26 protein-coding genes are annotated in these 26,274 nt (G+C 59.6%); 21 read left to right on the top strand and 5 right to left on the bottom strand.

What is annotated here, in order from left to right:
- Positions 1-18: 18 nt before the first annotated feature.
- A complete protein-coding gene (locus ACFPPD_RS02795) occupies positions 19-558 on the bottom strand; it encodes a cupin domain-containing protein (RefSeq protein WP_209742901.1) in 540 nt (179 codons plus the stop codon).
- Positions 559-703: 145 nt separating this feature from the next.
- Here ACFPPD_RS02795 and metH point away from each other — a divergent pair, with 145 nt between their 5' ends.
- Both metH and ACFPPD_RS02785 read left to right on the top strand, forming a co-directional pair.
- Complete coding sequence (gene metH, locus ACFPPD_RS02790) at positions 704-4,159, top strand: methionine synthase (RefSeq protein ID WP_209742899.1); 3,456 nt, start codon at positions 704-706, stop codon at positions 4,157-4,159.
- A 164-nt stretch (positions 4,160-4,323) separates the two neighbouring features.
- Positions 4,324-5,292 (top strand): metal-dependent hydrolase, encoded by a 969-nt coding sequence (locus tag ACFPPD_RS02785; RefSeq protein WP_209742897.1) that lies wholly within the window; start codon positions 4,324-4,326, stop codon positions 5,290-5,292.
- 71 nt (positions 5,293-5,363) lie between these two features.
- On the opposite strand, the gene tlp is transcribed toward ACFPPD_RS02785, so the two are convergent.
- The gene (gene tlp / locus ACFPPD_RS02780; protein ID WP_209742895.1) at positions 5,364-5,585 is read right to left on the bottom strand and encodes a small acid-soluble spore protein Tlp; all 222 of its coding nucleotides are present in this window, start codon (positions 5,583-5,585) and stop codon (positions 5,364-5,366) included.
- 268 nt (positions 5,586-5,853) lie between these two features.
- Here tlp and ACFPPD_RS02775 point away from each other — a divergent pair, with 268 nt between their 5' ends.
- The 13 genes from ACFPPD_RS02775 (at position 5,854) to ACFPPD_RS02715 (ending at position 19,769) form a co-directional block, all read left to right on the top strand.
- Positions 5,854-8,139 (top strand): DEAD/DEAH box helicase, encoded by a 2,286-nt coding sequence (locus ACFPPD_RS02775; protein ID WP_209742893.1) that lies wholly within the window; start codon positions 5,854-5,856, stop codon positions 8,137-8,139.
- Complete coding sequence (locus ACFPPD_RS02770) at positions 8,136-9,512, top strand: ribonuclease H-like domain-containing protein (RefSeq protein WP_209742891.1); 1,377 nt, start codon at positions 8,136-8,138, stop codon at positions 9,510-9,512. Before ACFPPD_RS02775 ends, ACFPPD_RS02770 begins: the two co-directional genes overlap by 4 nt.
- Positions 9,513-9,519: 7 nt before the next feature.
- Positions 9,520-10,398, top strand: coding sequence for an HAD-IIA family hydrolase (locus ACFPPD_RS02765; RefSeq protein ID WP_378081198.1), 879 nt, complete (start codon positions 9,520-9,522; stop codon positions 10,396-10,398).
- A 61-nt stretch (positions 10,399-10,459) separates the two neighbouring features.
- On the top strand, positions 10,460-11,278 hold the full coding sequence (gene mutM, locus ACFPPD_RS02760) for a bifunctional DNA-formamidopyrimidine glycosylase/DNA-(apurinic or apyrimidinic site) lyase (protein WP_209742889.1): 819 nt from the start codon (positions 10,460-10,462) through the stop codon (positions 11,276-11,278).
- A complete protein-coding gene (locus tag ACFPPD_RS02755) occupies positions 11,279-12,130 on the top strand; it encodes a deoxyribonuclease IV (RefSeq protein ID WP_209742887.1) in 852 nt (283 codons plus the stop codon). It begins immediately after the preceding gene.
- Positions 12,127-12,477, top strand: coding sequence for a cyclic-phosphate processing receiver domain-containing protein (locus ACFPPD_RS02750; protein ID WP_209742885.1), 351 nt, complete (start codon positions 12,127-12,129; stop codon positions 12,475-12,477). The genes ACFPPD_RS02755 and ACFPPD_RS02750 overlap by 4 nt, the downstream gene beginning before the upstream one ends.
- Positions 12,470-12,790 carry a thioredoxin family protein gene (locus ACFPPD_RS02745; RefSeq protein WP_209742883.1) on the top strand — a complete coding sequence of 107 codons (321 nt, stop codon included), beginning with the start codon at positions 12,470-12,472 and terminating at the stop codon, positions 12,788-12,790. Before ACFPPD_RS02750 ends, ACFPPD_RS02745 begins: the two co-directional genes overlap by 8 nt.
- On the top strand, positions 12,787-13,566 hold the full coding sequence (locus ACFPPD_RS02740; RefSeq protein ID WP_209742881.1) for an ABC transporter ATP-binding protein: 780 nt from the start codon (positions 12,787-12,789) through the stop codon (positions 13,564-13,566). The genes ACFPPD_RS02745 and ACFPPD_RS02740 overlap by 4 nt, the downstream gene beginning before the upstream one ends.
- A complete protein-coding gene (locus ACFPPD_RS02735; protein WP_209742879.1) occupies positions 13,563-14,585 on the top strand; it encodes an SAM-dependent methyltransferase in 1,023 nt (340 codons plus the stop codon). Before ACFPPD_RS02740 ends, ACFPPD_RS02735 begins: the two co-directional genes overlap by 4 nt.
- A gap of 118 nt (positions 14,586-14,703) precedes the next feature.
- Positions 14,704-16,368 (top strand): serine/threonine-protein kinase, encoded by a 1,665-nt coding sequence (locus ACFPPD_RS02730; RefSeq protein WP_209742877.1) that lies wholly within the window; start codon positions 14,704-14,706, stop codon positions 16,366-16,368.
- A 128-nt stretch (positions 16,369-16,496) separates the two neighbouring features.
- Positions 16,497-17,714 carry a chromate efflux transporter gene (gene chrA / locus ACFPPD_RS02725; protein ID WP_209742875.1) on the top strand — a complete coding sequence of 406 codons (1,218 nt, stop codon included), beginning with the start codon at positions 16,497-16,499 and terminating at the stop codon, positions 17,712-17,714.
- A 10-nt stretch (positions 17,715-17,724) separates the two neighbouring features.
- Complete coding sequence (locus ACFPPD_RS02720) at positions 17,725-18,423, top strand: response regulator transcription factor (RefSeq protein WP_209742873.1); 699 nt, start codon at positions 17,725-17,727, stop codon at positions 18,421-18,423.
- Entirely contained in the window at positions 18,420-19,769 is a 1,350-nt protein-coding gene (locus tag ACFPPD_RS02715) for a HAMP domain-containing sensor histidine kinase (RefSeq protein WP_209742871.1), read from the top strand. The genes ACFPPD_RS02720 and ACFPPD_RS02715 overlap by 4 nt, the downstream gene beginning before the upstream one ends.
- Positions 19,770-19,822: 53 nt before the next feature.
- Here the strand turns inward: ACFPPD_RS02715 and ACFPPD_RS02710 are convergent, their stop codons facing one another.
- Entirely contained in the window at positions 19,823-20,317 is a 495-nt protein-coding gene (locus tag ACFPPD_RS02710; RefSeq protein WP_209742869.1) for a C40 family peptidase, read from the bottom strand.
- A gap of 386 nt (positions 20,318-20,703) precedes the next feature.
- Between ACFPPD_RS02710 and ACFPPD_RS02705 the strand changes: the two genes are divergently transcribed.
- From ACFPPD_RS02705 to ACFPPD_RS02695, 3 genes are all read left to right on the top strand, one after another.
- A complete protein-coding gene (locus ACFPPD_RS02705; protein WP_209743654.1) occupies positions 20,704-21,336 on the top strand; it encodes a GNAT family N-acetyltransferase in 633 nt (210 codons plus the stop codon).
- Between the two features lies 1 nt (position 21,337).
- A complete protein-coding gene (locus ACFPPD_RS02700; protein ID WP_209742867.1) occupies positions 21,338-22,009 on the top strand; it encodes a GNAT family N-acetyltransferase in 672 nt (223 codons plus the stop codon).
- A 239-nt stretch (positions 22,010-22,248) separates the two neighbouring features.
- Positions 22,249-23,022: an MBL fold metallo-hydrolase gene (locus tag ACFPPD_RS02695; protein ID WP_209742865.1), complete on the top strand. Its 774-nt coding sequence runs from the start codon at positions 22,249-22,251 to the stop codon at positions 23,020-23,022.
- Here the strand turns inward: ACFPPD_RS02695 and ACFPPD_RS02690 are convergent.
- Positions 23,019-23,681 (bottom strand): thiamine diphosphokinase, encoded by a 663-nt coding sequence (locus ACFPPD_RS02690; RefSeq protein WP_209742863.1) that lies wholly within the window; start codon positions 23,679-23,681, stop codon positions 23,019-23,021. The genes ACFPPD_RS02695 and ACFPPD_RS02690 overlap by 4 nt on opposite strands.
- 141 nt (positions 23,682-23,822) lie before the next feature.
- On the opposite strand from ACFPPD_RS02690, the gene ACFPPD_RS02685 reads away from it, so the two are divergent.
- Genes ACFPPD_RS02685 through ACFPPD_RS02675 form a run of 3 tightly spaced genes read left to right on the top strand, consistent with a single transcriptional unit; the run spans position 23,823 to position 25,454 of the window.
- Complete coding sequence (locus ACFPPD_RS02685; RefSeq protein ID WP_209742861.1) at positions 23,823-24,464, top strand: trimeric intracellular cation channel family protein; 642 nt, start codon at positions 23,823-23,825, stop codon at positions 24,462-24,464.
- Positions 24,461-24,946, top strand: a complete 486-nt coding sequence (locus ACFPPD_RS02680) for a low molecular weight protein-tyrosine-phosphatase (protein ID WP_209742859.1) — start codon at positions 24,461-24,463, stop codon at positions 24,944-24,946. The genes ACFPPD_RS02685 and ACFPPD_RS02680 overlap by 4 nt, the downstream gene beginning before the upstream one ends.
- A complete protein-coding gene (locus ACFPPD_RS02675) occupies positions 24,930-25,454 on the top strand; it encodes a hypothetical protein (protein WP_209742857.1) in 525 nt (174 codons plus the stop codon). The genes ACFPPD_RS02680 and ACFPPD_RS02675 overlap by 17 nt, the downstream gene beginning before the upstream one ends.
- 25 nt (positions 25,455-25,479) lie before the next feature.
- Here ACFPPD_RS02675 and ACFPPD_RS02670 read toward each other — a convergent pair whose 3' ends face one another.
- Entirely contained in the window at positions 25,480-26,235 is a 756-nt protein-coding gene (locus ACFPPD_RS02670) for an alpha/beta hydrolase (RefSeq protein WP_209742855.1), read from the bottom strand.
- Positions 26,236-26,274: the final 39 nt, after the last annotated feature.

The following is a 26,274-nucleotide window of genomic DNA, read 5'->3' as shown; positions in this document are numbered from 1 at the left end:
TTTTTCCATGACCATCGATTACTTGACGAATGTAGGGTCTTCGAAAGGGTCGGCGACCCAACCGGCCGGCTCGATGAACAAGCGGACCGCGACGATCGCTTTGTTGTCCATCAGGGTGAAGAAGTGTGGCTGGCCTTCCGGAACGGAGATAACGTCGCCTACGCCCAGCTCGACGTCGAAATAGCCGGTTTCCTCGTCGCCTTTAATAATGAAGATGCCGCGTCCGGCCGTGATCGCGCGCACTTCGTCTTCCGTGTGGGTGTGCACTTGCTCGAACTTCTTCAGAATGTCGGGCAAGTTCGGCGTCGCTTCGGAGAGGGCGACGATGTCCCATACTTTGTAGCCCCGACGGTTCGCCAAGTCGCGAATCTCCGACTCGTAAGCGGACAGGATACCGTTCTTGTCTTCATCCGACAGCGTGAATTTCTCGACGAGGTCAGCCGGTAATTTGCTAGCGTCCCAGTGTTCGTAAAGGACGTTTTGTTTCGTCAGGAACTCGAGAACTTCTTGCTCTCCGGAGATCCGTTCGTTCGTATTGCGAATGCGAATTTCAGCCATCCGTTAATCCCTCTTTTCCCAATAGGTATTCATGACATTATTATAGTCCAATTCCCGCAGGCTGTCGACGTGCATCTTTTCGTGCAGTGTCGATTCTGTTACTATAGAATTTAATGATTTGACAGACAGGGGAAGAGACTCCACTATGACTTTAACGCAAACGAAACCGTCTCTGCAAGAGGCGATGAAATCGCGCATTCTCATCCTCGACGGCGCCATGGGCACGATGATTCAGCAAGCGGACTTGACCGCGGAAGATTTCGGCGGGGACGACCTCGACGGATGTAACGAACTGCTCGTACTGACCCGTCCGGACGTCATTAGCGGCATTCACGAAGCCTACCTCGCGGCGGGTTCCGATTTGATTGAAACGAACACTTTCGGCGCTACGGCGCTCGTGCTGGCGGAATACGATATTCCGGAGAAGTCTCGCGAGATCAATCTCGCCGCTGCCCGGCTAGCCAAGGAAGCTTGCGATAAATATTCGACGCCCGATAAGCCGCGTTACGTGGCGGGGGCGATCGGTCCGACGACGAAGACGCTGTCCGTAACAGGTGGCGTGACGTTCGACCAACTCGTGCACGATTACGAGGAGCAGGCGGTCGCGCTGATGGAAGGCGAAGTCGACTGCATTCTCATCGAGACATGCCAAGATACGCTTAATGTAAAGGCGGCCGGCATCGGCGTTCGCAACGCGTTCGCCCAGTTCGGTCGCGAGCTGCCGATCATGATCAGCGGCACGATCGAACCGATGGGCACGACGCTCGCGGGACAAAACATCGAGTCGTTCTCGATCTCCCTCGAGCATCTCAAACCGATCTCGATCGGCCTCAACTGCGCGACGGGTCCGGAATTCATGCGCGATCATATCCGCACGCTGTCGGGCATCACGAACGCGGCGGTCAGCTGTTATCCGAACGCGGGCTTGCCGGACGAGAACGGACACTACCACGAATCTCCCGAATCGCTCGCGACGAAGCTGAAAGGCTTCGCCGAGCAAGGCTGGATTAACGTCGTAGGCGGCTGTTGCGGCACGACGCCCGCCCATATCGCCGCGATGGCCGAAGCGATGAAGACGATCGCTCCCCGTAAACCGGAAGGCACCCACCCTCCGGCGGTGTCCGGCATCGAGACGGTGTTCATCGAAGACGACAACCGTCCGATCATGATCGGCGAACGGACGAACATCTCGGGCTCCAGGAAGTTCAAGCGCCTGATCAAGGAAGAGAAGTTCGACGAAGCGTCGGATATCGCGCGCGCGCAAGTGAAGGGCGGCGCCCATATTATCGATATCAACCTGCAGGACACGGACATTGACGAGGCGTACGCGGTGAACCATTTTCTCCCGATGGTCACGAAGAAGATCAAAGCGCCGCTCATGCTCGATTCGACTTACGATCACATCATCGAGCTCGGATTGAAATATTCGCAAGGCAAAGCGATCATCAACTCCATCAACTTGGAGGACGGCGAATCCAAGTTCGAGCAAATATTGCCGCTTATCCACCAATACGGCGCGGCCGTCGTCTGCATTCTGATCGACGAAAGAGGCCAAGCGGTGTCCCGCGAAGCGAAAATGGAAGTGGCGACCCGTTCGTACGAGCTTCTGACCGGGAAGTACGGCATGAATCCGGACGATATCATTTTCGACCCGAACATGTTCCCGGTCGGCTCCGGGGATCCGCAATATATCGGTTCCGCGGTCGAGACGATCGAAGGCATCCGGATGATCAAAGAGAAGTATCCGCGCGCCAAAACGATTCTGGGCTTAAGCAACATCTCCTTCGGCCTGCCGGACGCGGGCCGCGAAGTGCTCAATTCCGTCTACTTGTACCATTGCACGAAAGCCGGCCTCGATTACGCCATCGTGAATACGGAGAAGCTTGAGCGTTACGCTTCGATTCCGGAGCACGAACGTTCGCTCGCCGAAGCGTTGATCTATAATACGAACGACGAGACGCTCGCCGCGTTCGTCGCCGCTTTCCGCGACAAGAAGACGGAGAAGAAGGTCAAGGAAAACAACCTGACATTGGAAGAACGTCTGGCCGGCTACGTGGTCGAAGGCAGCAAGGACGGCCTCGCTGGGGATCTCGACGAGGCGCTCGCCAAGTATCCGCCGCTTGAGATCATCAACGGACCGCTTATGTCCGGGATGGAAGAGGTCGGCCGGTTGTTCAACAACAACGAGCTGATCGTCGCCGAAGTACTGCAGAGCGCCGAAGTGATGAAAGCGTCCGTCGCGCATCTGGAGCCTCATATGGAGAAGAACGAATCCGCGGTCAAAGGCAAAATCCTGCTCGCGACCGTCAAAGGCGACGTGCACGATATCGGCAAAAACCTCGTCGAGATCATTCTCTCGAATAACGGCTATCATATCGTGAATCTCGGCATTAAGGTTCCGCCGGACCAGATCATCGAAGCGGTCCGCCTCGAGAAGCCGGACGCGATCGGCTTGTCGGGCTTGCTCGTCAAGTCGGCCGCGCAGATGGTCATCACCGCGCAGGATATGCGTAACGCGGGCATAGACGCGCCGATCTTGGTCGGCGGCGCCGCGCTTACGCGGAAATTCACGAAAACCCGCATCGCGCCGGAGTACGAGGGCGTCGTCTTGTACGCGAAGGACGCGATGGACGGTCTCGACATCGCGAACAAGCTGAGCGATCCCGGCCATCGGGCGCGGATCATCGAGGAGCACTGGGCGGGGCAGGCGAAGCTCGCGGAAGAGGCCGACAAGCCGAAGCCGGAGTTGCCGCAAGCTTCGCGCTCGCGCGTCTCGAACATCTCGAAGGACGCGCCGATCTTCAAGGCGCCGGACTTCGACCGCCACGTGCTGCGCGACTATCCGATGTCGCACGTGCTGCCTTACGTGAACATGCAAATGCTGCTCGGACATCACCTCGGGTTAAAAGGAAACGTCGAGGAGTTGCTCGCGGCGGGGGACGAACGGACGACGAACTTAAAAGCGACGGTCGACGAGATCATCGGCCAATCGCAAGCGAAAGGCTGGCTGAATCCGCAGGCGATGTACCGGTTCTTCCCGGCGCAATCGGACGGGAACGACATTCTCGTCTACGATCCGGCGGATACGAGCCGCGTGCTGCATAAGTTCACGTTCCCGCGTCAGCAAGTGGAGCCGTTCCTATGCCTCGCGGACTTCCTGAAGACCGTCGAGAGCGGCATCATGGACACGGTCGGATTCCTCGTCGTGACGGCGGGTCAAGGCGCGCGGGAGCAAGCGGAAGAGTGGAAACAAAACGGCGACTACTTGCGTTCGCATGCTTTGCTCGCGACGGCGCTCGAGGTGGCCGAAGGGATGGCGGAACGCGTTCACCACATCATGCGCGACATCTGGGGCTTCCCTGATCCGGCCGACATGACGATGAAGAAGCGTTTCGGCGCGCGTTACCAAGGCATTCGCGTCTCGTTCGGTTATCCGGCTTGCCCGGACTTGGAAGATCAAGGTCCGTTGTTCGCTCTCATGAAACCGGAGGACATCGGCGTCGAACTGACCGAAGGCTTCATGATGGAGCCGGAAGCGTCCGTGTCCGCGATGGTGTTCGCCCATCCGGAAGCGCAGTATTTCAACGTCGAGAAAGTCTAATCGATGCCATACGGAACCGCCGGCAAGGAAGCGGAGATCGCGCTTCCCTTCCGGCGGTTTTTTTTTTTCGCGGATAACGGCAGGATAACGCGCCGATGATCTTCTCCGAATCGTCGTCCGTTACGATCGGAAGAGGAAAGCATTCCGCTAAGGAGGCCGTCATCATGGACACGGGTTCGCATCTGCTCTTCGGCGCCACGTTATCCGGAATCGCCCTTTTTCACCCGGCCGTCGCTCAAGATCCCGCCCTCTCGTCCGCCGTCGTCGCCGCGTCCCTGATCGGCTCGCACGCGCCGGATTTCGACTCGGCTATGCGACTGTTCGGCCGCGAAAAGTATTTGAAGCATCACCGCGGCGTCAGCCATTCGATCCCGGCTTGGTTTCTATGGTCGGGCGCGATCGGCGCTCTAACGGCATGGGCGGCGGGGGAGATGACGCACATGGCGTTGCTGATCTCCATCGCGTTCGCGGCGGTCGTCATTCACGTCTTATTCGACTATACGAACGGATACGGCGTCCAATGGCTGCGTCCTTTCAGCGGGCGATGGCTGCATCTCGACACGCTGACGCTGACCGATCCTTGGCTCTTCTGTCTTCACGCATCCGCGGCGATCGCCGCGATATACGGCGAGCCGCTCGTCGTCTCTTGGACTTGCTTGTCGTCTTGGGCTGCGACCGTCATCTACGTCGCGTGGAGAATCGCCCACCATCGGCTCGTCGTCCGTCGCGTGCGAAGAAGATTTCGAAGGTGGCGATCGAGCTATGTGCTGCCGGGCTTATGGTGGTTCAGGTGGCAATACGTCGTTCAGACGGATAAAGGATTCGAGACGGGGACGATCGAAGGGAGACGGTGGCTACCGTCGGCAACGGTTCCCGTATGCGAGGAACACGCTTGCGTTGAAGCTAGTCGGCGGGCCGATGCCGTCCGGACGCTTCGCGGCTTCGCCAAAAAGGAGTATGTCTCGTGGGCAGCGCTTTCCGATGGCGGATACGTCGTCACGTGGACGGATATGCGCTTCTGGCGCCCGGGCGAATGGCCGTACCGTGCTCGAGTGACGTTGGACGAGCGGATGAATATCGTGCGCGAAGAGCTGGGCTGGCATAAGAAAACGTGGGAAGCGCCATTTGTATGACGCTCGCAAAAGATCCCCGAACGATTCGCCGATGAGCGGCGCGTCGAACGGGGATCTTTTTGGCCATCGGGTTATTCGGCGGCGTCCGCTTCGTCCTTGATTTCGCTTCTCATGCTGGAGATCGCCTCGCGACGTCCTTCGTTTTTCTCGGTTAACGCATTCCGTTCTTGCGAGCCGATTTCTTCCGCGTGTTCGTCCAAATAATGCTCCGATTGTTCGAGATTGTCGATCGTGTTCTGAACCGCTTCCTGCAATTTCTCGACGTTGTCGGAACGGTCGTCCGGTTTGGCCATGTTCGTGTCTCCTTCTTATCGGGAATTAGGTTGACGTGACGTCGACTAGTATGCAAGAATGCGCGTCCTCCTATACGGAAGGAAAAACTTTTCCCGGGAAAGCGCAGGAGACGACACGAATTGTCGCAATCGGAGCGTTGGGCGGGGATCGGGCCGATCCGAAGCGGATTCCGCGCATGCATTTGTCGAAAAGACTCGCGCAAGCACCGTTGCCGTGCGAACATATATTCTGTACAATAAAAGTATTATAGATCTAGGGGAAATGAACATGAATCCGTGGACGCTCCGAACGGAGTCGGTAGACGAATGGCTCGACCTGCTGCGAAGCAAGCCCGAGCTGATGGACAACGTGACGCACTGGCATACGGAGCCCGCGCGTCCTTCTCGCACGGCGGAGCTTCCGGCGTCCATCCACCCGAAGCTCGCCGAAGCGCTTCGCGCCAAAGGCATCGAGCGGTTGTATACCCATCAAGCGGCTTCCTTCGAGGCGGTGAACGCGGGACGGCACGTCGTCACCGTGACGCCGACCGCGTCGGGGAAGACGCTTTGCTATAATTTGCCCGTTATCCAGACGCTGCTGAAGGACGACAGCGCCAGGGCGCTGTATTTGTTCCCGACGAAGGCGCTGGCGCAAGACCAAGTCGCCGAGCTTCAAGAACTGGCGAACTTGATGGAGGCGGATATCAAGACGCATACTTACGACGGCGACACGCCGCCGACCGTTCGCCAGGCGATCCGCAACGCGGGCCATATCGTCGTGACGAATCCCGACATGCTCCATTCCGCGATTCTGCCTCACCATACGAAATGGGTCAAGCTGTTCGAAAATATCAAATACGTCATCATAGACGAACTCCATTCCTACCGGGGCGTGTTCGGCAGCCATGTGGCCAACGTCGTGCGCCGGCTCAAGAGAATATGCAAGTTCTACGGCAGCGAGCCGCAATTTCTGTGCGCGTCGGCGACGATCCGCAATCCGCGCGAACACGCGGAGAGGCTACTCGGGGAGACAGTCGCCCTCGTCGACGACAACGGCGCGCCCGCCGGGGAGAAACACATGGTGTTCTATAACCCGCCCGTCGTGAACAAGCAGCTCGGCATTCGCAGAAGCAGCGTGCTGGAGTCCCAGAAGCTGGCATCGATGCTGCTCAAGAGCGGCATCCAGACGATCGTGTTCGCGCGCAGCCGCGTGCGGGTCGAAATCTTGCTGACCTACCTGCAGGACGCGATCAAGAACGAGCTCGGAACGAAATCGATACGCGGCTACCGCGGCGGCTACTTGCCGAAGCTGCGCAGGGAAATCGAGAAAGGGCTTCGCAGCGGCGAGATCAGGGGCGTCGTCAGCACGAACGCGCTCGAGCTCGGCATCGACATCGGTCAGCTTCAGGCTTGCGTGCTGAACGGATATCCGGGCACGATCGCCAGCACGTGGCAGCAGTCCGGGCGAGCCGGGCGGAGGCAGGGCAGCTCCGTCACGTTCATCGTCGCCAGCAGCAATCCGCTCGATCAATACTTGATCCAGAATCCGGATTATTTTCTCGGCCGCCCTCCGGAAGAGGCGCGCATCCACCCCGACAACCTGCTTATTTTGCTCGACCATCTGAAGTGCGCCGCTTACGAGCTACCGTTCGAGGAGGGCGACACGTTCGGCGGAGAGAAGCTCGTCGACTTGCTCGAATTTCTCGCGGAGGAGAAGGTGCTGCACCGGGTCGGCAATCGCTGGTACTGGATGGAGCAGGCCTTTCCCGCCCACAATATTTCGCTTCGTTCGGCCGCGCAGGAGAACATCGTCATCATCGACATGACGGAAGGCCATCGCGTCATCGGCGAGGTCGACCGCTTCAGCGCGCCGACGCTCGTTCACGAGGAAGCGATCTACTTGCACGAAGGCGTGCAATACCAAGTCGAGAAGCTCGATTATCCGGAGAAGAAGGCGTACGTCCGACAGGTGAACGTCGACTACTTCACGGACGCGAGCTTGGCCGTCGAGTTGAAGGTGCTTCACGTCGACCGGGAGTCGGCGTCCGGACCGCTTACCCGGCAATACGGGGAAGTGACCGTCATGGCGAAGCCGACGATATTCAAAAAAATCCGACTCCGCACGCACGAGAATATCGGAAGCGGACCGATTCACCTGCCGGAAGAAATTCTCCATACGAGCGGGTATTGGTTCTCGTTCTCGGAGGAGGAGTCGGCCAAGCGGAGCGCCAACGACATGCAGATGGCGCTTCTCGGACTCGCGAACGTGCTCATTCATCTCGCGCCGCTACATCTGATGTGCGATCCGCTCGACATCCGGGTCGTGCCGCAAGTGAAGGCGACGCACACGAAACGGCCGACGATCTATTTCTACGACCGTTACCCGGGCGGCATCGGCCTCAGCGAGCGTCTATACGAAAAGCATGATGTGTTGCTCGAAGAAGCGCAGCGGCTTATCGTCGGGTGCGGCTGCCTGAGCGGCTGTCCGGCATGCGTCGGTCCGATCGAGGAAGTCGGCCTGCTCGGCAAGGATTTGGCGTTGTCCATGCTCGCCGGCGTGAGGGAACAACGATGAGCGGCGGTCTGCGCGAGAGGCTCGGCAGGCTTCGCGGCGTTTCGCCCGCGGAAGGAACGCCGGAGGCGGACATCGGGACCGCGAACATGGAGTCCGTCGCGGATAGAGGCGGGGCCGATGCTTCTATGGAAGGGCCGGACGTGTCCGAAGTCGGCGCGGAGACGATACCGGAAGGCTTTCGCCAACTCGGCATCGACTCGGAGCGGACCGAGTTCGGTTCTTTCCTGCTCCGTAAAATCCGATATCCGTACCCGTATCGCCATGGCACTTACGACTTGTCCGAATTGTCATCCCTAACGGGTTATTTATCGCCGGTCGCCCACCGCCAGAACAAAGAAACCGAGACCGGACAGCCGCTCGACGTGTCGCGATTGCTCTTCCTCGATACCGAGACGACGGGACTCGGCGTCGGCGCGGGCAACGTGCCGTTCATGATCGGCTTCGGCTATTGCGAAGACGACGCGTTCGTCGTCGAGCAGGCGCTCATTCGCCATCCCGGGGAAGAGAAGGCGATGCTCGCTTATTTGCTCGATAAGATGGGCGGACGCAGTCACCTCGTGACGTATAACGGCCGAACGTTCGACTGGCCCGTGCTCGTCAACCGCTTTATTTTGAACGGTTGGCGCAAGAACGGGGCGGAGCCGGCGCATCTCGATTTCCTGCATCCGTCCAGGGCGCTGTGGCGCAACACGCTCGCGTCTTGCCGTCTCGCGACGGTGGAGGTCGAGAGACTCGGTTTCGTCCGGGAGGACGACGTGCCGGGATCGCTCGCGCCCGCGCTATACTTCCGGTATTTAAGCGATGGCGATCCCGAGCATCTTCGAGGGGTGTTTCTTCATAACGAGAAAGATATTCTGACTCTCGCTTCACTATGCGTTCATTTTGGAGTATTGTTAAGCGAACGCGACATGGAATCGCACGCGAACGAAGCCGGCAGCGAGGAATTGTACCGCACGGCTTGCTGGTTGGAGCTTCACGGCAAGGCGGACGTCGCGGAGAGGCTGTTCGCCAGGCTCGCGGAGCGGGAGGATGCCGGGGACGGCGGATGGGGCTTGGCTCTGGCGGCCCGGTACAAGAAAGCCGGGCGTCATGGTCTCGCATTGCCGTTATGGAAGCAAGCCGCGGACAGGGCGGAGCATTCCGCGGCGCCTAAGCTGGAGGCGCATCTCGAGCTCGCGATCTACTACGAGCATCGGGACAAGCAACCGGGCGTCGCCGTTCGTTACGCGGAGAACGCATTGGAGCTCGTCCATCGCCGGGCGAAGCTCGGGACCAACGCCGCCAAGATGAGGGAAGAGAAAGAAGCTTGGCAACGCCGCTTGGCCCGGCTTCGGGAGAAGGCGGCGAGGCTAAGCGACAGGGAGAAGGAATGACCGCATCATGACTCATGCGATTCGTAAGATGGAAACGAATTTAACGGCATTAATGAAATTTCCGTCCCCGCGCGCGCTGCTGTTCGACTTGGACGGCACGTTATATCGCGGGGACGAACCGATAGCGGGCGCTTCCGAGCTCGTCGCTTACGTACGTTCGAAGTCGCTCGTTCCGCTTTTCGTCACGAATAACTCGACCCGGACGCCCGAAGACGTCGCCGGGCATCTCCTGCATATGAACATTGTCGCGGAACGCGAAGAAATCGTCACCTCCGCGCTGGCCGCCGCTTACGATATTCAAGCGAGGCAGCCGGGTGCCGCCGTATTCGCGATCGGAGAGCGCGGCCTGAAGGAAGCGCTTCGCGAAGCCGGTCTTCTTCTCGTCGGCGAGGATCGTGACGTCGCCGGCGCATCGGATAACGGCCGCGCGGATCTCGTCGTCCAAGGCCTCGATCGAGAGGCGACTTACGCCCGGCTGACGGAAGCGACGAGACACCTGCTCGCGGGAGCCGGCTTCGTGCAGACGAACCCGGATCGGCTGCTGCCGGTCGGCGACGGGTTTCTTCCGGGTGCCGGGAGTCTCGGAGCCATTCTGGTAGCGGCAAGCGGCAAGTCTCCGCTCGTCATCGGCAAGCCGTCGACGATCATCATGGATTTCGCGTTGAAGCGCGCCGGCACGGCCGCGGATCAAGCATGGGTCGTCGGCGACAACCCGTATACCGACCTCGCCGCCGCGAGAAACGCGGGCTGCCCGTCCGTGCTAGTATTGACGGGACTGTGCACGCCGGACAACTGGCGCGAGCTGTGCGGGGATGCGGGCGTCACGCCGGACGCGGTATGCGACGGACCTGAGGAAGTCATGCAATTGCTGGGTAATATGCTATAATGGACGCCATCGAGGCGATAACGATCATACGCGCGGCTAAAGCGGAAGGGAAGATCACAGAATGCCGGAAATTCCGGAAATGGAGCATTACCGCACGAAATTATCCGAGTTGTTATGCGGTCATACAATAGCGGGAGTCGCGATCAAGCGGCCCGCCGCCGTCAACGAAACGCCCGAGGCTTTCGGGGAAGCGCTGAAGGGTCGCGTCTTGCTGTTCGTCGAGCGTCGCGGCAAGCACTTGCTGTTTCACTTGGACGACGGTTACCGGTTGTTGCTGACTTTGTCCGCGGATAGCTGGCTCTATTACGGCGACGAAGCTTCGGGGGCGGACGTTCATGCCCACGTCGTTCTGACGTTCGACGACGGCAACGCTTTGCTGTTCGGCGATATGAAAGCGGCGCACCTGCATCGCCTGACGGCGAAAGCCGCGATCGAGCAGATGAAGCAGCTGGGGCCCGACGCGCTCGATTCGAGATTGACGCCGGAGGCGTTCGCCAAGCGGCTTGCCGGTAAGAAAGGCAAGCTGAAAACGACGCTGGCCGATCAACGGATCGTGTCCGGCATCGGCAACGTCTACGCGGACGAGATCGCTTTCGCCGCGCGCATCCATCCCGCGACTTCCGCCGGCTCGCTCTCGCCGGAGCGAACGGAAGCGCTGTACCGCGCCATGAGAGACGTGCTCGCGGAAGCGATCGAAGCGGGCGGCTACACGGTGCATCCGCTAATCGCGGGCGACGAATCGTCGGGCGGCTACCGGCAATCGCGCAAGGTGCACGACCGCGCGGGAGAACCTTGCTTGTCCTGCGGAACGCCGATCCGATCGGAAACGGCGGCGGGACGCAAAATGCATTTCTGTCCTTCCTGCCAAGGAACGGCTTGAATGATCCGGATTGGAAGCCACGTCAGCACGAGACACGGCTATCGCAAAGCGGCTGAGTACGCGGCGCATATCGGGGGCAACGCGTTTCAGTATTTTCCGAAAAACCCACGGGCGATCGGCGTGAAAGCATTCGACGCCGCGGATGCGGGGAAATGCGCTTCGTGGTGCGCGGAACGAGGCATCGTATCGATCGCCCACGGCCCGTATGCCGTCAACCCGGCGGCCGGCGGCGATTCGGCGGAACCTATGGCGGCCTGCACGCTCAACGATCTCGAGATCGCGGAAGCTTGCGGGTCTCTCGGCGTGGTCGTCCATTTCGGCCACTACAAAGGCGCGGATCCGCTGCAAGGCTATAAGAACGCCATCTCGTGGATCAACGACGTCTTGTCGCGATGGCGGGGCAAAGCGTTGATCTTATTGGAAAACCAAGCCGGCGACCGGGGACCGATGGGCACGACGCCGGAAGAGCTCGCGCAAATCCGTTCGCTCGTAGACGAGCCGGACAAGGTAGGCTTCTGCTTGGACAGTTGCCATTTGTTCGCGAGCGGCGAATGGCAACCGGAACGTTGGGAAGCGTTCTCGGAAAGGGCGGCGGCCGTCGGCTTCTGGGGAGGCGTGAAGGCGGTGCACTTGAACGATTCCCGATTCGGATCGGGTTCGCTCAAAGACAGGCACGCGCCGATCGGCGAAGGCTATATCGGCGAAAGCGGCTTGCGCGACTTGTTCGCGACGCCGGAGCTTGGGGGAGTACCTTTCGTGCTGGAGACGCCCGCGGGCGCTGACGGCACGCACGGGGAACAAGTCGCGCTCGCGCGACGGTGGTTGGAAGAGACGGGGGAGGCTGTCCGATGATCAACGTATATTTGGACGATGTTCGCGCGTGTCCCAAAGGGTTCGTCGTCGCCAGGTCGGCGGAGGAGTGCTTATTGCTGCTCGCCGAATGCGACGTTAACTTGCTGTCGCTCGATTTCGAGCTCGGTTACGGACAGCCGAACGGGCTCGCGGTCGTCCATGGAATGATCGTCCGGGACCGGTATCCGAAAGAAGTGTACGTTCACTCGTCCAGCTTGTACGGCCGCGAGCAGATGGTGCGCGAGCTGCGGGCCGCGAATCCGGCGGGCGTCGTCGTGCACGACGGGCCGATGCCGCAGAGCGTGCTGGAGGCCGCCGCCGCGTCGGGAGGGAAAGCGAATGCGTGAATGGGATCCGGCGAATTGGATGAAGGAATGGACGTTCGCTTCTGCGCCGTTCGCCGTGTTCGTACACACGCCTCTATGCGGGACTTGCCTGGCGGCCAAAAAGATGCTAGCCGTCGCGGAGGCGCTCGTGCCGGAACTTCCGGTGTCCGCGGCGAACTTGAACGTCATGCCGGGGCTTGCGCAACGGTTCCAAATCGAGAGCGTTCCGTGTCTTCTCGTGAAGAAGGCTTCCGGCGAATGGACGAAAAATTACCGTTTCCCTTCCGTGACGGAACTGGTAGAGACGATGAGAAACGCGAGGGATGGACGATGATCCGATTACATGATCTGACTTTCCGCCGGGACGACCGACTTATTCTGCAAGGCGTCGACCTGGACGTGAAGCCGGGAGAGCATTGGACGCTGCTCGGACGCAACGGCTGCGGGAAGTCGACGATACTGGAAATCATAACGGGATACCAATTTCCGACGTCCGGCACGGTCGACGTGCTCGGGGAACGATACGGGCAAGTGGACGTCCGGGAAATGCGCAAAAGAATCGGTTACATAAGCCCCGCCCTGATCGAGAAAATGACGTTGCGCGATCCCGTCTGGGAGATCGTCGCGAGCGGAGCGTTCGCGTTCCTGCGCTTCTACGTCGAGATCGAAGCCGACGTCCGAGAGCGCGCGTTCGCCGAGCTCGAGCGGGTCGGTTTGGGCCCTCTCGCGGAACAGCCCTTCGGTACGCTGTCGCAAGGAGAGCGCAAGAAGGCGCTTCTCGCGCGTACGATGATGGCTTCTCCCGAGCTTCTCATTCTGGACGAGCCTTGCGCCGGCCTCGACCTGTACGAGAGGGAGAAGTTTCTCGCGACGTTGTCGGACTTATCTTCTATACAATTGTCCATGCTGTACGTAACGCATCATATCGAAGAAATCATTCCTCTGTTTACGCACGTGGCGCTGATGGCGGAGGGGCGCATTCTCTCTTCCGGTCCGAAGAAAGAGGTGTTGACGCCGGACTGGCTGAAGGAAGCCTACGATCTGCCGATCGACATCCGATGGAAAGACGAGCGGCCGTGGATCGAGGTCGGAAAGGTGACGAGCAAATGACGACTTACGCCGCTACGGCGAACCCGGGATTCGCGCCCTACGCGATGGAAGAAATCCGCAGGCGCATTCCGGGAACGAAAGTGTCCGGACTCGCGCCGGGAGAGACGTTCACGTTCACGAACGGCGACGTCGAGACGGAAACGCTGCTGAAGGACTTGCGAAAGAAAGAGCCGGTATTTCTTCGGCATATGTTCCCGGTAGAACAAGAGATGGACGTATCGGGCGATCCGGAGACGACGGCCGAGTCGCTTCGGGCTTACGCCGCGACGCTGGGGGAACGGGTACGCGACGCCAAAGTCGCGATCCAAGTACGCAAAGAACAACATAGCCCGTTTCCTTTCGGCTCCGCGGAAGGCCGGGACGAGATCGCGACCGTCGTCCGGGAGCTGGGCGGAGAACCGGTCGCGCGCGAAGCGGACTGGATCGTGAGCGTCTACGCGACGAAAAAGAAGCTGTTCGTCGGGTGTTCGACGCCTCGGGATAACTTGTCCGACTGGCCGGGAGGCGCGCCGCGCTTCCGGAAGGACGAAGGCGTCATCTCGCGGGCGGCTTTTAAGCTGCTCGAAGCCGAGAAGGCGTTCAACTTGCCGCTCGATCGGTTCTCCCACGCGCTCGATCTGGGCGCCTCGCCCGGCGGGTGGACGTCGGTCCTGCTCGAAAGAGGGTTGAAAGTAACGGCGGTCGATCCGGCGGAGATGGATCCGTCGCTGGAGACGCACCCGAGATTGCGCCACATTCGGCGCAACGCGGCCGAAGTGTCGTTCGCGCCGGGTTCGTTCGATCTTCTCGTCTGCGACATGAGCTGGGATCCGCACCATACGTGCATGATCGTGAACGAGCTCGCGGACGTGCTGTCCGCCGGCGCGTCCGGCATCATCACGCTGAAGCTTATGTACCGCAAGCCGTTCCAGAGCATTCAAGAGCTGACGAAGGAATACGGCTACCGGTTCGATATCTTGAAAGTAAAACAGTTGTTTCATAACCGGGAAGAAGTTACAATGTGGGTGAAAAGAAAATAACCGGCACGGCATTACGGCAGGGAAAGCATCCCGCGGCCGGACGGTCTCTTCGCTAACCGAGGAGGCCGTCCGCGACGCGGGATTTTTGTATATGCGCATTCGAGGGAGGACGGGAACTATGGAAAGAAGCGCGAGAGGAGCGGACGGAGACGTCGCGCTCGCTCCCGGCGAGCTGTTCGCGGGGCGTTACGCTATCGTCATGCCGATCGGCAAAGGAGGAATGGGCCGCGTCTATCTCGCGGAGGATACGCGGCTCGGCGGCAAGCGGCGCGCGCTTAAGCTGACGCGCCCGTTAGCGGAGGAAAGCCGCGCGTTCCTGCCGGAGGCGCGGTTGCTTAGCGAGCTGGAGCACCCTGGACTGCCGGCGATCGTCGACTATTATTCGCCCGAAGAGAACGCAGGCATCGCGTGCATCGTCATGGACTATATCGCGGGCGATACGCTGGCTGAAAGGTTCGAGAAGTACGGGCGGACGCTGCCGTTCCCGCTCGTGCTCCGGGCGGTCGCCGACTTGTGCGACGTGCTCGTCTATTTGCACGCGCAGCGGCCTCCCGTCGTGTTCCGCGACTTGAAGCCGGCCAACGTGCTGCTGGATCGGGACGGCGCGGCGATTCTCGTCGATTTCGGCATTGCCCGCCGCTACCGGGCTTCCTCGGCCAAGGACACGCTTATGCTCGGAACGCCGGGGTTCGCCGCTCCCGAACAGCTTCGAGGGGAACAGTCCGATCCCCGCACGGATTTGTACGGACTTGGCGCGCTCGCCTATTACCTGCTGTCCGGCGGGCGATTCGCGTTGCGCCGAAAGAGCGACATGCGCGACGAGTTGCAGGCTGACGTCCCGGAAGCGTTCGCCCGATTGCTCGGGCGGATGCTCTCGGACGACCCTTCGCGCCGACCGCAATCCGCGGCCGAGCTTGCGGGTGAGCTCGGCGCGATCGGGGAAGTCGTCGGAAGGGATCAAGGGCGTCCCCGCAAGGCCGGTTCGCCGAGAGATGACTTCCTCGTCGAAGATGAGACTAGCCGTTACGCGAAACGCGATTCGTCCGTTGCCGTCGTCGCGATCGCGTCAGCATACCCCGGAGCGGGAGCGACGACGGTCGCGCTCGCCCTGTCGGCAGCGCTTGGGAAGAATGGCGTCGCGCATGCGCTCGTCGAATATCCCGGCGGCGAAGCGGAGCTGTACGCCCGCCTAGACGGCATGAGGCGCATGCCCGGCGGGGCGGTATTCTCCAGGGCGGGCGGCGGAGAAGCCGCCGTACCCGCTTGGCGCTATGGCAAGGCGGCGTATTACCCGCTCGATCCGTCGGATTCGTCGAGTCAAGAAGGTACGCGGGAAGCGTTCGCGGCATGGCTTCGCGGATTGGGCGTTCCGGTCGTTTTGCTGGACGTCTCCGGGGGCTGGGAGCGTCCCGGCGCGGGGGAATGGCTGACGCGTCACGCCGACCGCATCGTATTCGCGGCGGATTGTTATCCCGTCAAGTGGACGCCCGGAAGGCAGATGGCCTGCGAGGAGCTGTTAAGGGAAGCGGCCGGCCGCAACGTCGAATGCGATTGGATCGCGAACCGGGACCGTCCTTTCCGGGAGCGGGCCGCTTGGCTTCGTCTGTTTCCGGCAGCTCCCGCGGTTTTTTTTCCGGAGTTGCCGGCCGATCGCATGCTGAGCGCGCTATGGAACGGAGAAGGCTTGCCGGCGGACGAGGGTTCGGCGCAAGCGATATCGGCGGCATTCGCGAATTGGATGCCCGCGGTCGTCCGATCGATGACGTTGCGCGCCGGTCGCTAAGGTAGCCTCGGACATGCCATGATGCTTCGGGTCCGATTCCGCCCGAATTCGAGCCGATTTTCTTGGCTTTGACAGCCATGATACAATAGGGATGGGAGTAAGGCGTTTTCGCGAAGGAGAAACCGAAAATGGCAAACGGTCGGCGACGGTTGTCGGAAGTGGGACTTACGGCGCTGAGGTTAGGATTGACCTCGTTCGGCGGACCCGTCGCGCACATCGGGTATTTCAGGCAAACGTACGTGAGTCGCAAGAAGTGGCTTTCGGACGAACAATTCGCGGATTTGACCGCGTTATGTCAATTTCTGCCCGGTCCGGCTAGCAGCCAGCTCGGCATGGCGATCGGAATCGGCCGCGCGGGCATGCTCGGCGGTATCGTCTCTTGGCTCGGTTTTACGTTGCCGTCGGCGTTGTTGTTGACGGCGTTCGCGTTCCTCGCCAGACATGGCGCCATAGCGGACGCGGGTTGGCTTCGCGGCTTGAATCTTGCCGCGGTCGCCGTCGTCGCTCACGCCGTATGGAGCATGGGACGCACGCTCGCCCCGGACAAGCCCCGAATCGCTATGGTCGCGGCATCTGCGGCGTTCGCCATCGCCGTGCCGGGCGCGATCGGACAGTTGGCGCCGATCGCGCTATGCGGAATAGCGGGAGCGATGCTGCTTAAACCGCGAACGGATGAGAAGCGGCCAACCAACGCCAGCCCTAGCGCGGCGGAGGAACGCGTTCCCGGCAATCGAAAGGTTGCGGGAGCGGTCGGCTGTCTCGTCCTGTTCGCGGCGCTGCTGGCGGGATTGCCGGCGCTTGCCGCGGCATGGCCGCATTCGGCGGCACAACTCGCGGATATCGGGTACCGCGCCGGTTCGCTCGTCTTCGGAGGCGGCCACGTCGTGCTGCCGATGCTTCACGACGAGATCGTCGGAGGCGGCTTTACGGACGAGCGGAGCTTCCTCGCGGGATACGGAGCGACGCAAGCCGTTCCGGGACCTTTATTTACGTTCGCCGCCTATTTGGGAGCGGCGTCCTCGACCGGAACGGATAGCATTTTTAGGGCAATCCTATTACTTATAAGCATTTTTCTCCCGTCTTTCCTGCTCGTCGCCGGCGTCCTGCCGTTCTGGGGCAGGCTTCGGGAGTTCCGGACGACAAGAGCCGCGTTAAGCGGCGTGAATGCATCCGTCGTCGGCATTCTGCTGGCGGCGTTATACGATCCGGTATGGATCGGCACGATTCATACCGAGAAGGAATTAATCGCGGCGGGCGCCGGATTCTTGGCGATCGCCGTCTGGGGCTGTCCGCCTTGGCTGCTTGCCGTAGCGGCGGCCGCGATAGGTTGGCTTCTATATTCGTGAGGTGAATGATATGAACAACGAGAACATCTTGATCATCGAGGACGAGGACGCGATCGCGCGAATTCTCCAATTGGAGCTCGAGCACGAAGGCTATGGAGTGGGACGCGCGGCGGACGGGCGCAAAGGGTTGGAGATGGCGGTTTCCGGAGAATGGGATTTGATTCTGCTGGACGTCATGCTTCCGCAATTAAACGGCATCGAGGTGTTGCGCCGCCTGCGCCAGAACGACGGGGCCGTTCCCGTCATTCTGTTGACCGCGAGGGATACGGTGCCGGACAAGGTGAGCGGCTTCGAACACGGCGCGAACGACTACATCACGAAGCCGTTCGCGATGGAAGAGCTTCTCGCGAGGGTACGCAACCTGCTACGCATTTTCAAGGCGTCGCGGGAAGGGGAGAGCGAGGACGTGCTGAAGATCGGCGACCTGTCGATAGAACTGCTCACCCGCAAAGTGTTCCGCAAGGATCATTCGATCGACTTGACCCCGAGGGAATTCGAGCTGCTGCTTTACTTGGCGCGGCATAAGAACGCCGAGAAGACAAGGGACGAGATCCTGTCGGACGTCTGGGGCTACGAATACATCGGGGATACGAACGTCGTCGACGTCTACATTCGTTACTTGCGCCAGAAGATGGACAAAGGTTACCGGCACAAGCTGCTGCATACCGTGCGCGGCGTCGGATACATGCTGAAGGAGCCCGATGCATGACTTTAAGATCCAGATTTACGCTTTTTACCGTATTCTGGCTTATATTTATTTTGATCCTGTATAACATCTTCGTTTACTTCTTCGTCATCCGGGTAACGACGAGAGGCGAACTTCAGCTATTGACGAACAAGGCGGATCTCGTCATCGATAACTTGCGCAAGCAAGACATGAGAGGACTCGAGGATCCGAAGCTGCTGACCGACCTGTACAACTATAACGAAATGCTCAGAATCGTCACGGGCGACTTACGGGTCGCGAATCAGGTCGGGACCGACGAGGAATTGTTGACCATCCCTCCCCAGATGCAACCGTATAACCTGTCGGAGACGCGGCATATCAACGGCCAACGCGTTCTGTATTTGTCCGTTCCGTTCTTTGATCAAGGCCATCTGATCGGGACGGTCGAGGCGGCCCGCCGACTGACCGTCCTGGACAGCTACCTGCAAATTCTTATCGGCGCGCTCAGCGTCACGAGCGTGGGCGCGATCGTATTCGCGATTTTCGGGACGTATTGGTTCACGTCGCGGTTGACCGGTCCGATCGGACAGATGGTGCAGACGATGAGGGAGATCGACCGAAGCGGCAAGCTTTACCGGGTGAAACTGAACGGACGCGAAGAATCGGTCGAGCTGCAGCAGCTCGTCAGGGCGTTCAACCAGATGATCGACCGGATCGACCGGACGATCGAACACCAGAAGCACTTCGTCGCCGACGCGTCGCACGAGCTCAAGACGCCGTTGACGGTCATTTCCAGTTACACGGACATGTTGAAGCGGTGGGGCAGGGACAACGCGGAAGTGCGCGACGAAGCGATCGAAGCGATAGCGAAGGAAACGGAAAGACTGCAGCATTTGATCCGTTCGATGCTGACGCTCGCCGAAGCGGAGCAGGACGATTGGATGAACGTCTCCCGCTTCGACGTGACGAGCGTCGTCCGGGAGCTGTCCGAGGTGCTCGGCAAGACGTTCCGCAGGGAAATCCGCGTCCATTCCGACAACGCCGTCCATATGAAAGGCGACAAGGATAAGGTTCGCCAGCTACTGCTCATCCTGATCGACAATGCGATCAAGTACAGCAAAGAGCCGATCGACTTGCGCATTCGCCAGTCGAAGAACGCCATCAAGCTCGAGGTGTCGGATTACGGCATCGGCGTTCCCGAGAGCGAGATTCCTTTCATGTTCGACCGGTTTTACCGGGTGGACGAGGCGCGGCACAGATCGACCGGCGGAAGCGGGCTCGGCTTATCGATCGCGAAGAAAATCATCGATATCCACGAAGGAACAGTCGATGTCTACAGTAAGCAGGGAAACGGCACGACGATCTCGATCCAATTCCCGCGTAAATAAACGCAAAGAAACCGGCGTTCGGATGATCCGAATGCCGGTTTCTTTGAAACTCCTTACAGTACGCGTCTTGCGGTGACGTAGCGGGTGTTCCAATAAGATTCCCCGAGAGACGATATCGTGACTCCGGTAGATCTGTATGTATGCAAAATTTTATTATTGCCGATATAGATGGCGACGTGGCCGATTTTGTTTCCGGTCCGGGCGACGCGGAAGAAGACGAGATCGCCTTTTATCAAGTTTTTGCGCGCGACCTTGACGCCTTTCGTCGCTTGCGAGCTGGATACGCGCGGCAGCTTGATGCCGATTTTGCCGAATACGTATTGGGTGAAGCTTGAGCAATCGAACGATTTCGTCGAACCCGGCGTCGCGCCGAATTTGTATTTAACGCCCATGTATTGTTTGCCGAGAGATATGATTTTGTCCGTTTTGCTCGCCGCCTGCGCCGCTTCCGCCCGCTGGCCTCCGCCGACGGCCGCTCCGACGAATGCGATCGTCGCGCTAAGCCCGACGACGGCGATCCGGCGCAGCCATGTCTTCGTCCAACCCATGCCGTTCATCCATCCTTTCGATGCGAGTCCGTTGTCGCGAAGTCATCTGTCATGTCGTTCAGTATAACAAACGCGGAATCGACTATATTTTTCCAAGGAGAGCGGAAAATGGCGTTATTACTGGACCTTGAGGCATTTCTTAGAAATGGATGAACGTTTTCTCATTTGCCGCGCTCCGTAAGGCGCGGCGGCGACGGGGTGCCGAAAGCGGACGATTCCCGCTTGCCCGGGCTTCGTCCTATCCTATAATATAGGAGGGGAGTAAGGGGTAATAAGTCGCGTTGACGGGCGTGCCGGAGAGCGATATCCGCCTTACGTACCCGGGCTTACGGACTGGAGGCGGCATACGCGTGTACAAAAGGTTCAAAATTCCGGATCGGGGTCGCATGCACGAGGTCACGATACGCAATTATGAATGGGGGGACTTCGCGGAACTAATCGCTCTTCAGGAGCAATGTTTTCCGCCGCCGTTCCCGCCGGAACTGTTGTGGAACGTCGAACAACTGTCCGAACACGTGAACCGTTTCCCGGAAGGGGCGCTGTGCGCGGAGATCGACGGCGCCGTCGTCGGTTCGATGACAGCGCTCAGGCGCCGGATCGCAAGCGGCGCCCACGAGATTTGGTCGACGGCGACGAACGACGGCTATATTCGCAATCACGAACCGGACGGCGATACCATCTATGTCGTTGACATCTGCGTCTCGCCGGACTACCGCAAGTTGGGTATCGGCAAGCAACTGATGCAGGCGATGTACGAGACCGTCGTGCATCTGCGATGCTTCAGGCTATTAGGGGGCGGTAGAATGCCCGGTTACGCCGCCGTGTCGAACGAGCTGACGCCTGAGACTTATTTGGCGGAGGCGTGCGAGGGGAAGCGCCGGGATCCGGTCATCACGTTTTTGCTAGCATGCGGCAGAATGCCCGTCGGCGTCGTCGCCGATTATTTGGACGACGAGTCGTCCGCGGGCTTCGCCGCGCTCATGGAGTGGAGAAACCCTTTTGACAAGGAGAATGACTAACTTGGATTATATCCGCGTAACCTCGATCGAAGATCCGAATTTCGCCGCCATGCACGAAATGATGAGTTCGATTTTCCCGCCGGAGGAAGTGCTGGCATTCGAATTGTGGAAGGAGCCGATCTCGGATCCCGACATCCACGTGTACGTCGCCGTGCACGAAGGGGCGATCGTCGGCGCCACGGAATACCGGTATTATCCGGATTTACGCGTGGCGATGACCGATTTCACGATCGTCGGCGCTTCGAACCTCGGCATCGGGCGTTTTCTTTACGCGAACAGGTCCAAAGATCTACGCAGGTTGGAAAAGGAAAGCGGTACGGAATCGCTCGGCATGTTCGCGGAAATCTACAAGCCGCACGCCGTGACGTCCCTCCGGTTCGGCAACGTGATCGCGATGCATCCGGCCGTCAGGCGCGAAGTGCTGTCGCATCTCGGTTACCGCAAGCTGGACTTTTCCTACGTTCATCCGTCCTGGGATCACGAGGGCAAAGCGGTGTCGGAGCTCGATCTCGGCTTCCTTTCCGCCGATGAAGACGCGGATACGGTCGACGCTTCGCTCGTATCCCGCTTTCTGAAAGGATACTATTCGGCATTGCCGAACCGGCCGAAGGAATGGGACGACATGATCGCCAAGCTGGATGGGGCGGACGAGCTCAAGCTTTCCCCGCTGTAACCCTATCCTAAATTCAATATGTCCGCATCGATTTGCCTGCCGGCGTCTTAAACGAGCCTGATCCGCTCCTCGACCGCCTGCTCGAGCTCGTAATCGATGCGGACTTTTTTCGTATGCGCGATAAAACGGCACCGGTTGAAAAATTGCCCGATAAGAAATAAAGTGAAGCGAAGCGATCAATTCGATAACCTCGGTCCGTTACGGGCCTATTCATATCCAATCGACGGGGAGCATGGCACATGATCATCACGTTTCTGGGGACGGGCGATTCGATGGGGACGCCTAGGGTATATTGCGAATGCGAGGTGTGCGAAGAGGCGCGGGAAACGGGAATCAATCGCAGGCTTCGTTCTTCGCTGCTGTTGGAAGACGAGGGCGAACTCCCGTTGTTGCTCGATTGCGGTCCGGACTGGCGGGAGCAAATGGAGAAAGCCGGCTTGCGCGGTGTAGGAAGGGCATTGTTGACGCATGCCCATTTCGACCATATCGTAGGGCTCCCGGAATGGGCCGACGCGTGCAGGTGGACGGAGGCGCCGGCGACGATCCATGCGCCGAGGGAAGTGACCGGCGACGTTCTCTCGCGATTCCCATGGTTAGATCGTCAATTCCGGTTCGAGGCTAACGACGAGGGGACGGCGTACGGGGGATGGCGCATCGCGCCATGGCGAGTCAATCACGGCAAGAACGGGTATTCATACGCCTATCGCTTCGATCACGCGGAGCGCGGCGTAAGCTGGGCCTACTGTTCGGACTCGATCGATCTGACGGAAGGGCAAAAGGCGCCCCTCGCCGGCTTGTCCCTGCTCGTGCTCGGTACGAGCTTCGCGGAAGAGCCGTATCCGATGGACACCCGTTCCGTCTACGACATGAAGGAAGGGCTGGCGCTGGCGGAAGAGACGCGGCCCGGCTCCGTCGTGTTCACGCATTTGTCCCATGACGTGGATCTGAGGCGAAGCTACGGCCATCCCGATCATGTGACGATCGCGCATACGGGCCTGCGGTTAACGATTTAGTCGCGGGTTCGGATGACGAGGAGCAAGCCTTCCTTGATCTCGATCCGCCCGGCGGGGGCGTCCAGTACGTTGCTCACGCCGATCGAAGCGCCCGCGCGGATCGTCGCTTCATGAAGAGGATAACGGAAGCCGGTTAACGTGATGCCTTTGACTTCGTAGGTCAGAGGAAGAAGGGAGACATGGGAGAACGCCGCGTCATGCTCGATTTCCGTTCGTCCGTCGCACAGCCGGATTTCGTTGCGCTCGTCCGCGACCAGCAGAAGGCAGCCTCGCTCGCGCGCGTACTCCAGCAATTGCACGTTGGCCAAGCTATGATCGAAGCGGGTTCCTATCGCCCCGAGAAGAACGACTAGCCGATACCCTCTCGCGATCGTCTCGCGAAGGGCGAGCTCCGTATCCGTCCAGTCTTTGTCTACCGCGTCGAAATCGATGAATTGCCGGGACGACCGGCGAATGTTCTCGAGTTGCGGCGGCGTGACCGAATCGAAGTCGCCGAGCGCGAGATCGGGAACGCGTCCGTTATCGATCAGGAACGCGGCGCCGCGGTCGGCGCCGACGAGGAAATCGCCTTCTTCGATACGGTCTAGCGCCCACCGGCCTAACGTTCCTCCCGTGAAAATAAGCGCGCGTTTTGTCGTCCTCGTGTCGTTTTCGTACATGTTAACGAAGCCTCCGCTCGTCGATTATGTTATCAGTATATCGAAAATTGCGCGAAAATGCCCGAAATCCCCCGTTGCGATCCGGCGGCACGCTCGCTACAATGAGTAAGGAATTCATAGCCGCGCGGAGGAGAGACCATCGTGGAGTGGGAGTTTCAAGCATTCAGCATCATCGGCGTCATCGCGTTCGCTGTCAGCGGCGCCATCGTCGCCATGGAAGAAGAATACGATATTCTCGGCGTATTCGTATTGGGCCTCGTAACGGCGTTCGGAGGGGGAGTTGTTCGCAACTTGCTGATCGGCGTGCCCGTTACGACGCTATGGGAGCAAAGCCTTTCGTTAAAAATCGCCGTTATCTCGATCCTTATCGTGTTCCTGCTGCCGGCCGTATGGATCTTTCATTGGAAAAGGGCCGAAGCGTTCTTCGACGCCATCGGTCTCGGAGCGTTCGCGATCCAAGGCGCGTCGTTCGCGGTGAACAACGGGTTGCCGATCAGCGCCGTCATGGTTGCCGCCATGATGACGGGCATCGGAGGCGGCATGATCCGGGACATCATGGCCGGACGCAAGCCTCTCGTGCTCCGGGACGAGATCTACGCGGTGTGGACCATCTTGGCGGGACTCGCCCTCGGCGTTTTCAAGCTCGATAAGCCTTGGGAATTGTTCTCGTTGTTCTTGCTCGTCGTCCTGTTCCGCATGCTGTCGGTACATTACAAATGGAAGCTGCCCCGCCGGTCGTTGCTGCGCTCGGCGGAAGGCGGCGCGCAAGGAGGTCAACGATGAGTTATTCCGTGCTGTTCGTCTGTCTGGGCAACATTTGCCGCTCTCCGATGGCGGAGGCGGTCATGAAAGACCTCGTACGCCGGGAAGGGCTGGAGAACGAGATCTCGGTCGATTCCGCCGGAACGGGGGATTGGCATATCGGCAAACCGCCGCACGAAGGAACGAGGGCGCTTCTCGACCGCCACTCGATCTCATACGAAGGGATGAAGGCCCGTCAGTTCGCCGCGAACGACGGCGGGCAGTTCGATCTGATCGTGGCTATGGACACGAAGAACGAACGGGACATTCGGGCCATCCTTGGCGCCGGCCGCGGGACGGAAGTGATCCGATTCCTTTCCGTGCTGCCGGAAGCGGGCATGGACGACGTGCCGGATCCTTACTATACGGGCAACTTCGACGAAGTGTATGCCCTCGTGAAGAAGGGCTGCGAACGATTGCTCGATGCGATCAAAGGGAGGCTGGACGATGGACGGCGAACGTGAAGAGCCGATCCGTCCAACGCCGATCCCGGTACCGATGTCGCAGCTGAGGTTCGTCTCCCAAGACGAGCTGGCGGTTCGGATGGAACCGGTGAAGACGTTAAGCGAGAGCAAGGCGGAGCTGTACCGTCTCGTGAAGGATTCGGCCACGGGAGAGCACTATTTGCACTTCGCGGTCTATCATCTTCACATGGCTGCGGGCGGAGCCGAGGAAGAGTATCATCACTTGATGCCGCTGTCCCATGACGACGTCATCGCTTTCGCGCTCGGGAACGGCGATTACGTCTACCCGGCGAATTGGAAAGCGGCGTACTTGCGCAACGGACCCGACGGAGGCTTCGTCTGGTACGATCCTTCGGGAGCGGACGGCGCGGAGGAGGCGTACGAGGACGCGGGAGCGGCCATTCGCGAACGTTTGCTCGCGTTCCGTCGCTCAGGCGTCGAATGGTCCGAAGACGAAATAAAGAAGCTGCTGGACGACATCGACCGGCAGCTTCCTCCTGGTAATTAAACGCAATGAAAAAAACGTATCGTTATTAGTCCGCGAACGACGAAGGCGTCGGCCCGAGAAAGACGGCCAGCGCCTCCGGCAGTTGCTGTTGCCAGAACCCCCATTTATGTTCCCCGTCCTTCTCCTCGTAGACGAGTTTCGCTCCTCTGGCTTTCAATATCTCTACCGCTTCCCGGTTAAGGGCGACGAAATCGTACACGCCTCGGTCCGTCTCGTAAGCCGTCTCCTGCAAGCCGACGACCATCCAAAGCTTAAGCCGGTCGAGCGATCCCTCCGCTTCGATTTGTTCGATGTACGTATCGTAAAACGCGCCAGATAAGGAAACGATGCGGTTAAAGAGGGCGGGATAGGCGAGAGCGAGGGACAGCGACACCGCGCCTCCGAGCGAATCTCCGGCCAATAGCCGTTGCTCCGGCTCGTCGCGCACCGGATAATTCGATTCCACCCATGAAATCATTTCTTCGGCGAAAAATTTCATGTAAGCGGCGTTGCGGTTGCCGTCGGGGGCGTACTCCGACGTTCTTTTGCTTTTGTCGACTTCGACGCCGACGATGACGAAGGGTTCCCAGCCTTCTTCCAGGATGAGGCGCTGGGCGTGCGTAGCGATTCTGCCGAAATTGAAAAAGTCTTCGCCGTCTTGGCAATAGACGACGGGGTAGCTGATCCAAGCTTGATAACCGGGCGGCAAGTAAACGCGGATGGCGCGTTCTCCTTCCGGCAAATGTCGGCTTGGTATGACATGTCTGTTTATCGTTCTTTTGTACAACGGATTGTCGCTCATCGGACAACCTCCTTCGGCACGTATGGGATAAGTCGGGCA

Origin of the sequence: Cohnella suwonensis, assembly GCF_042655365.1 — a bacterium.
GTDB classification, from domain to species: Bacteria; Bacillota; Bacilli; order Paenibacillales; family Paenibacillaceae; genus Cohnella; species Cohnella suwonensis.
Note: the sequence above shows the minus strand (reverse complement) of the source record. Positions and strands in the feature narration are given on the sequence as shown.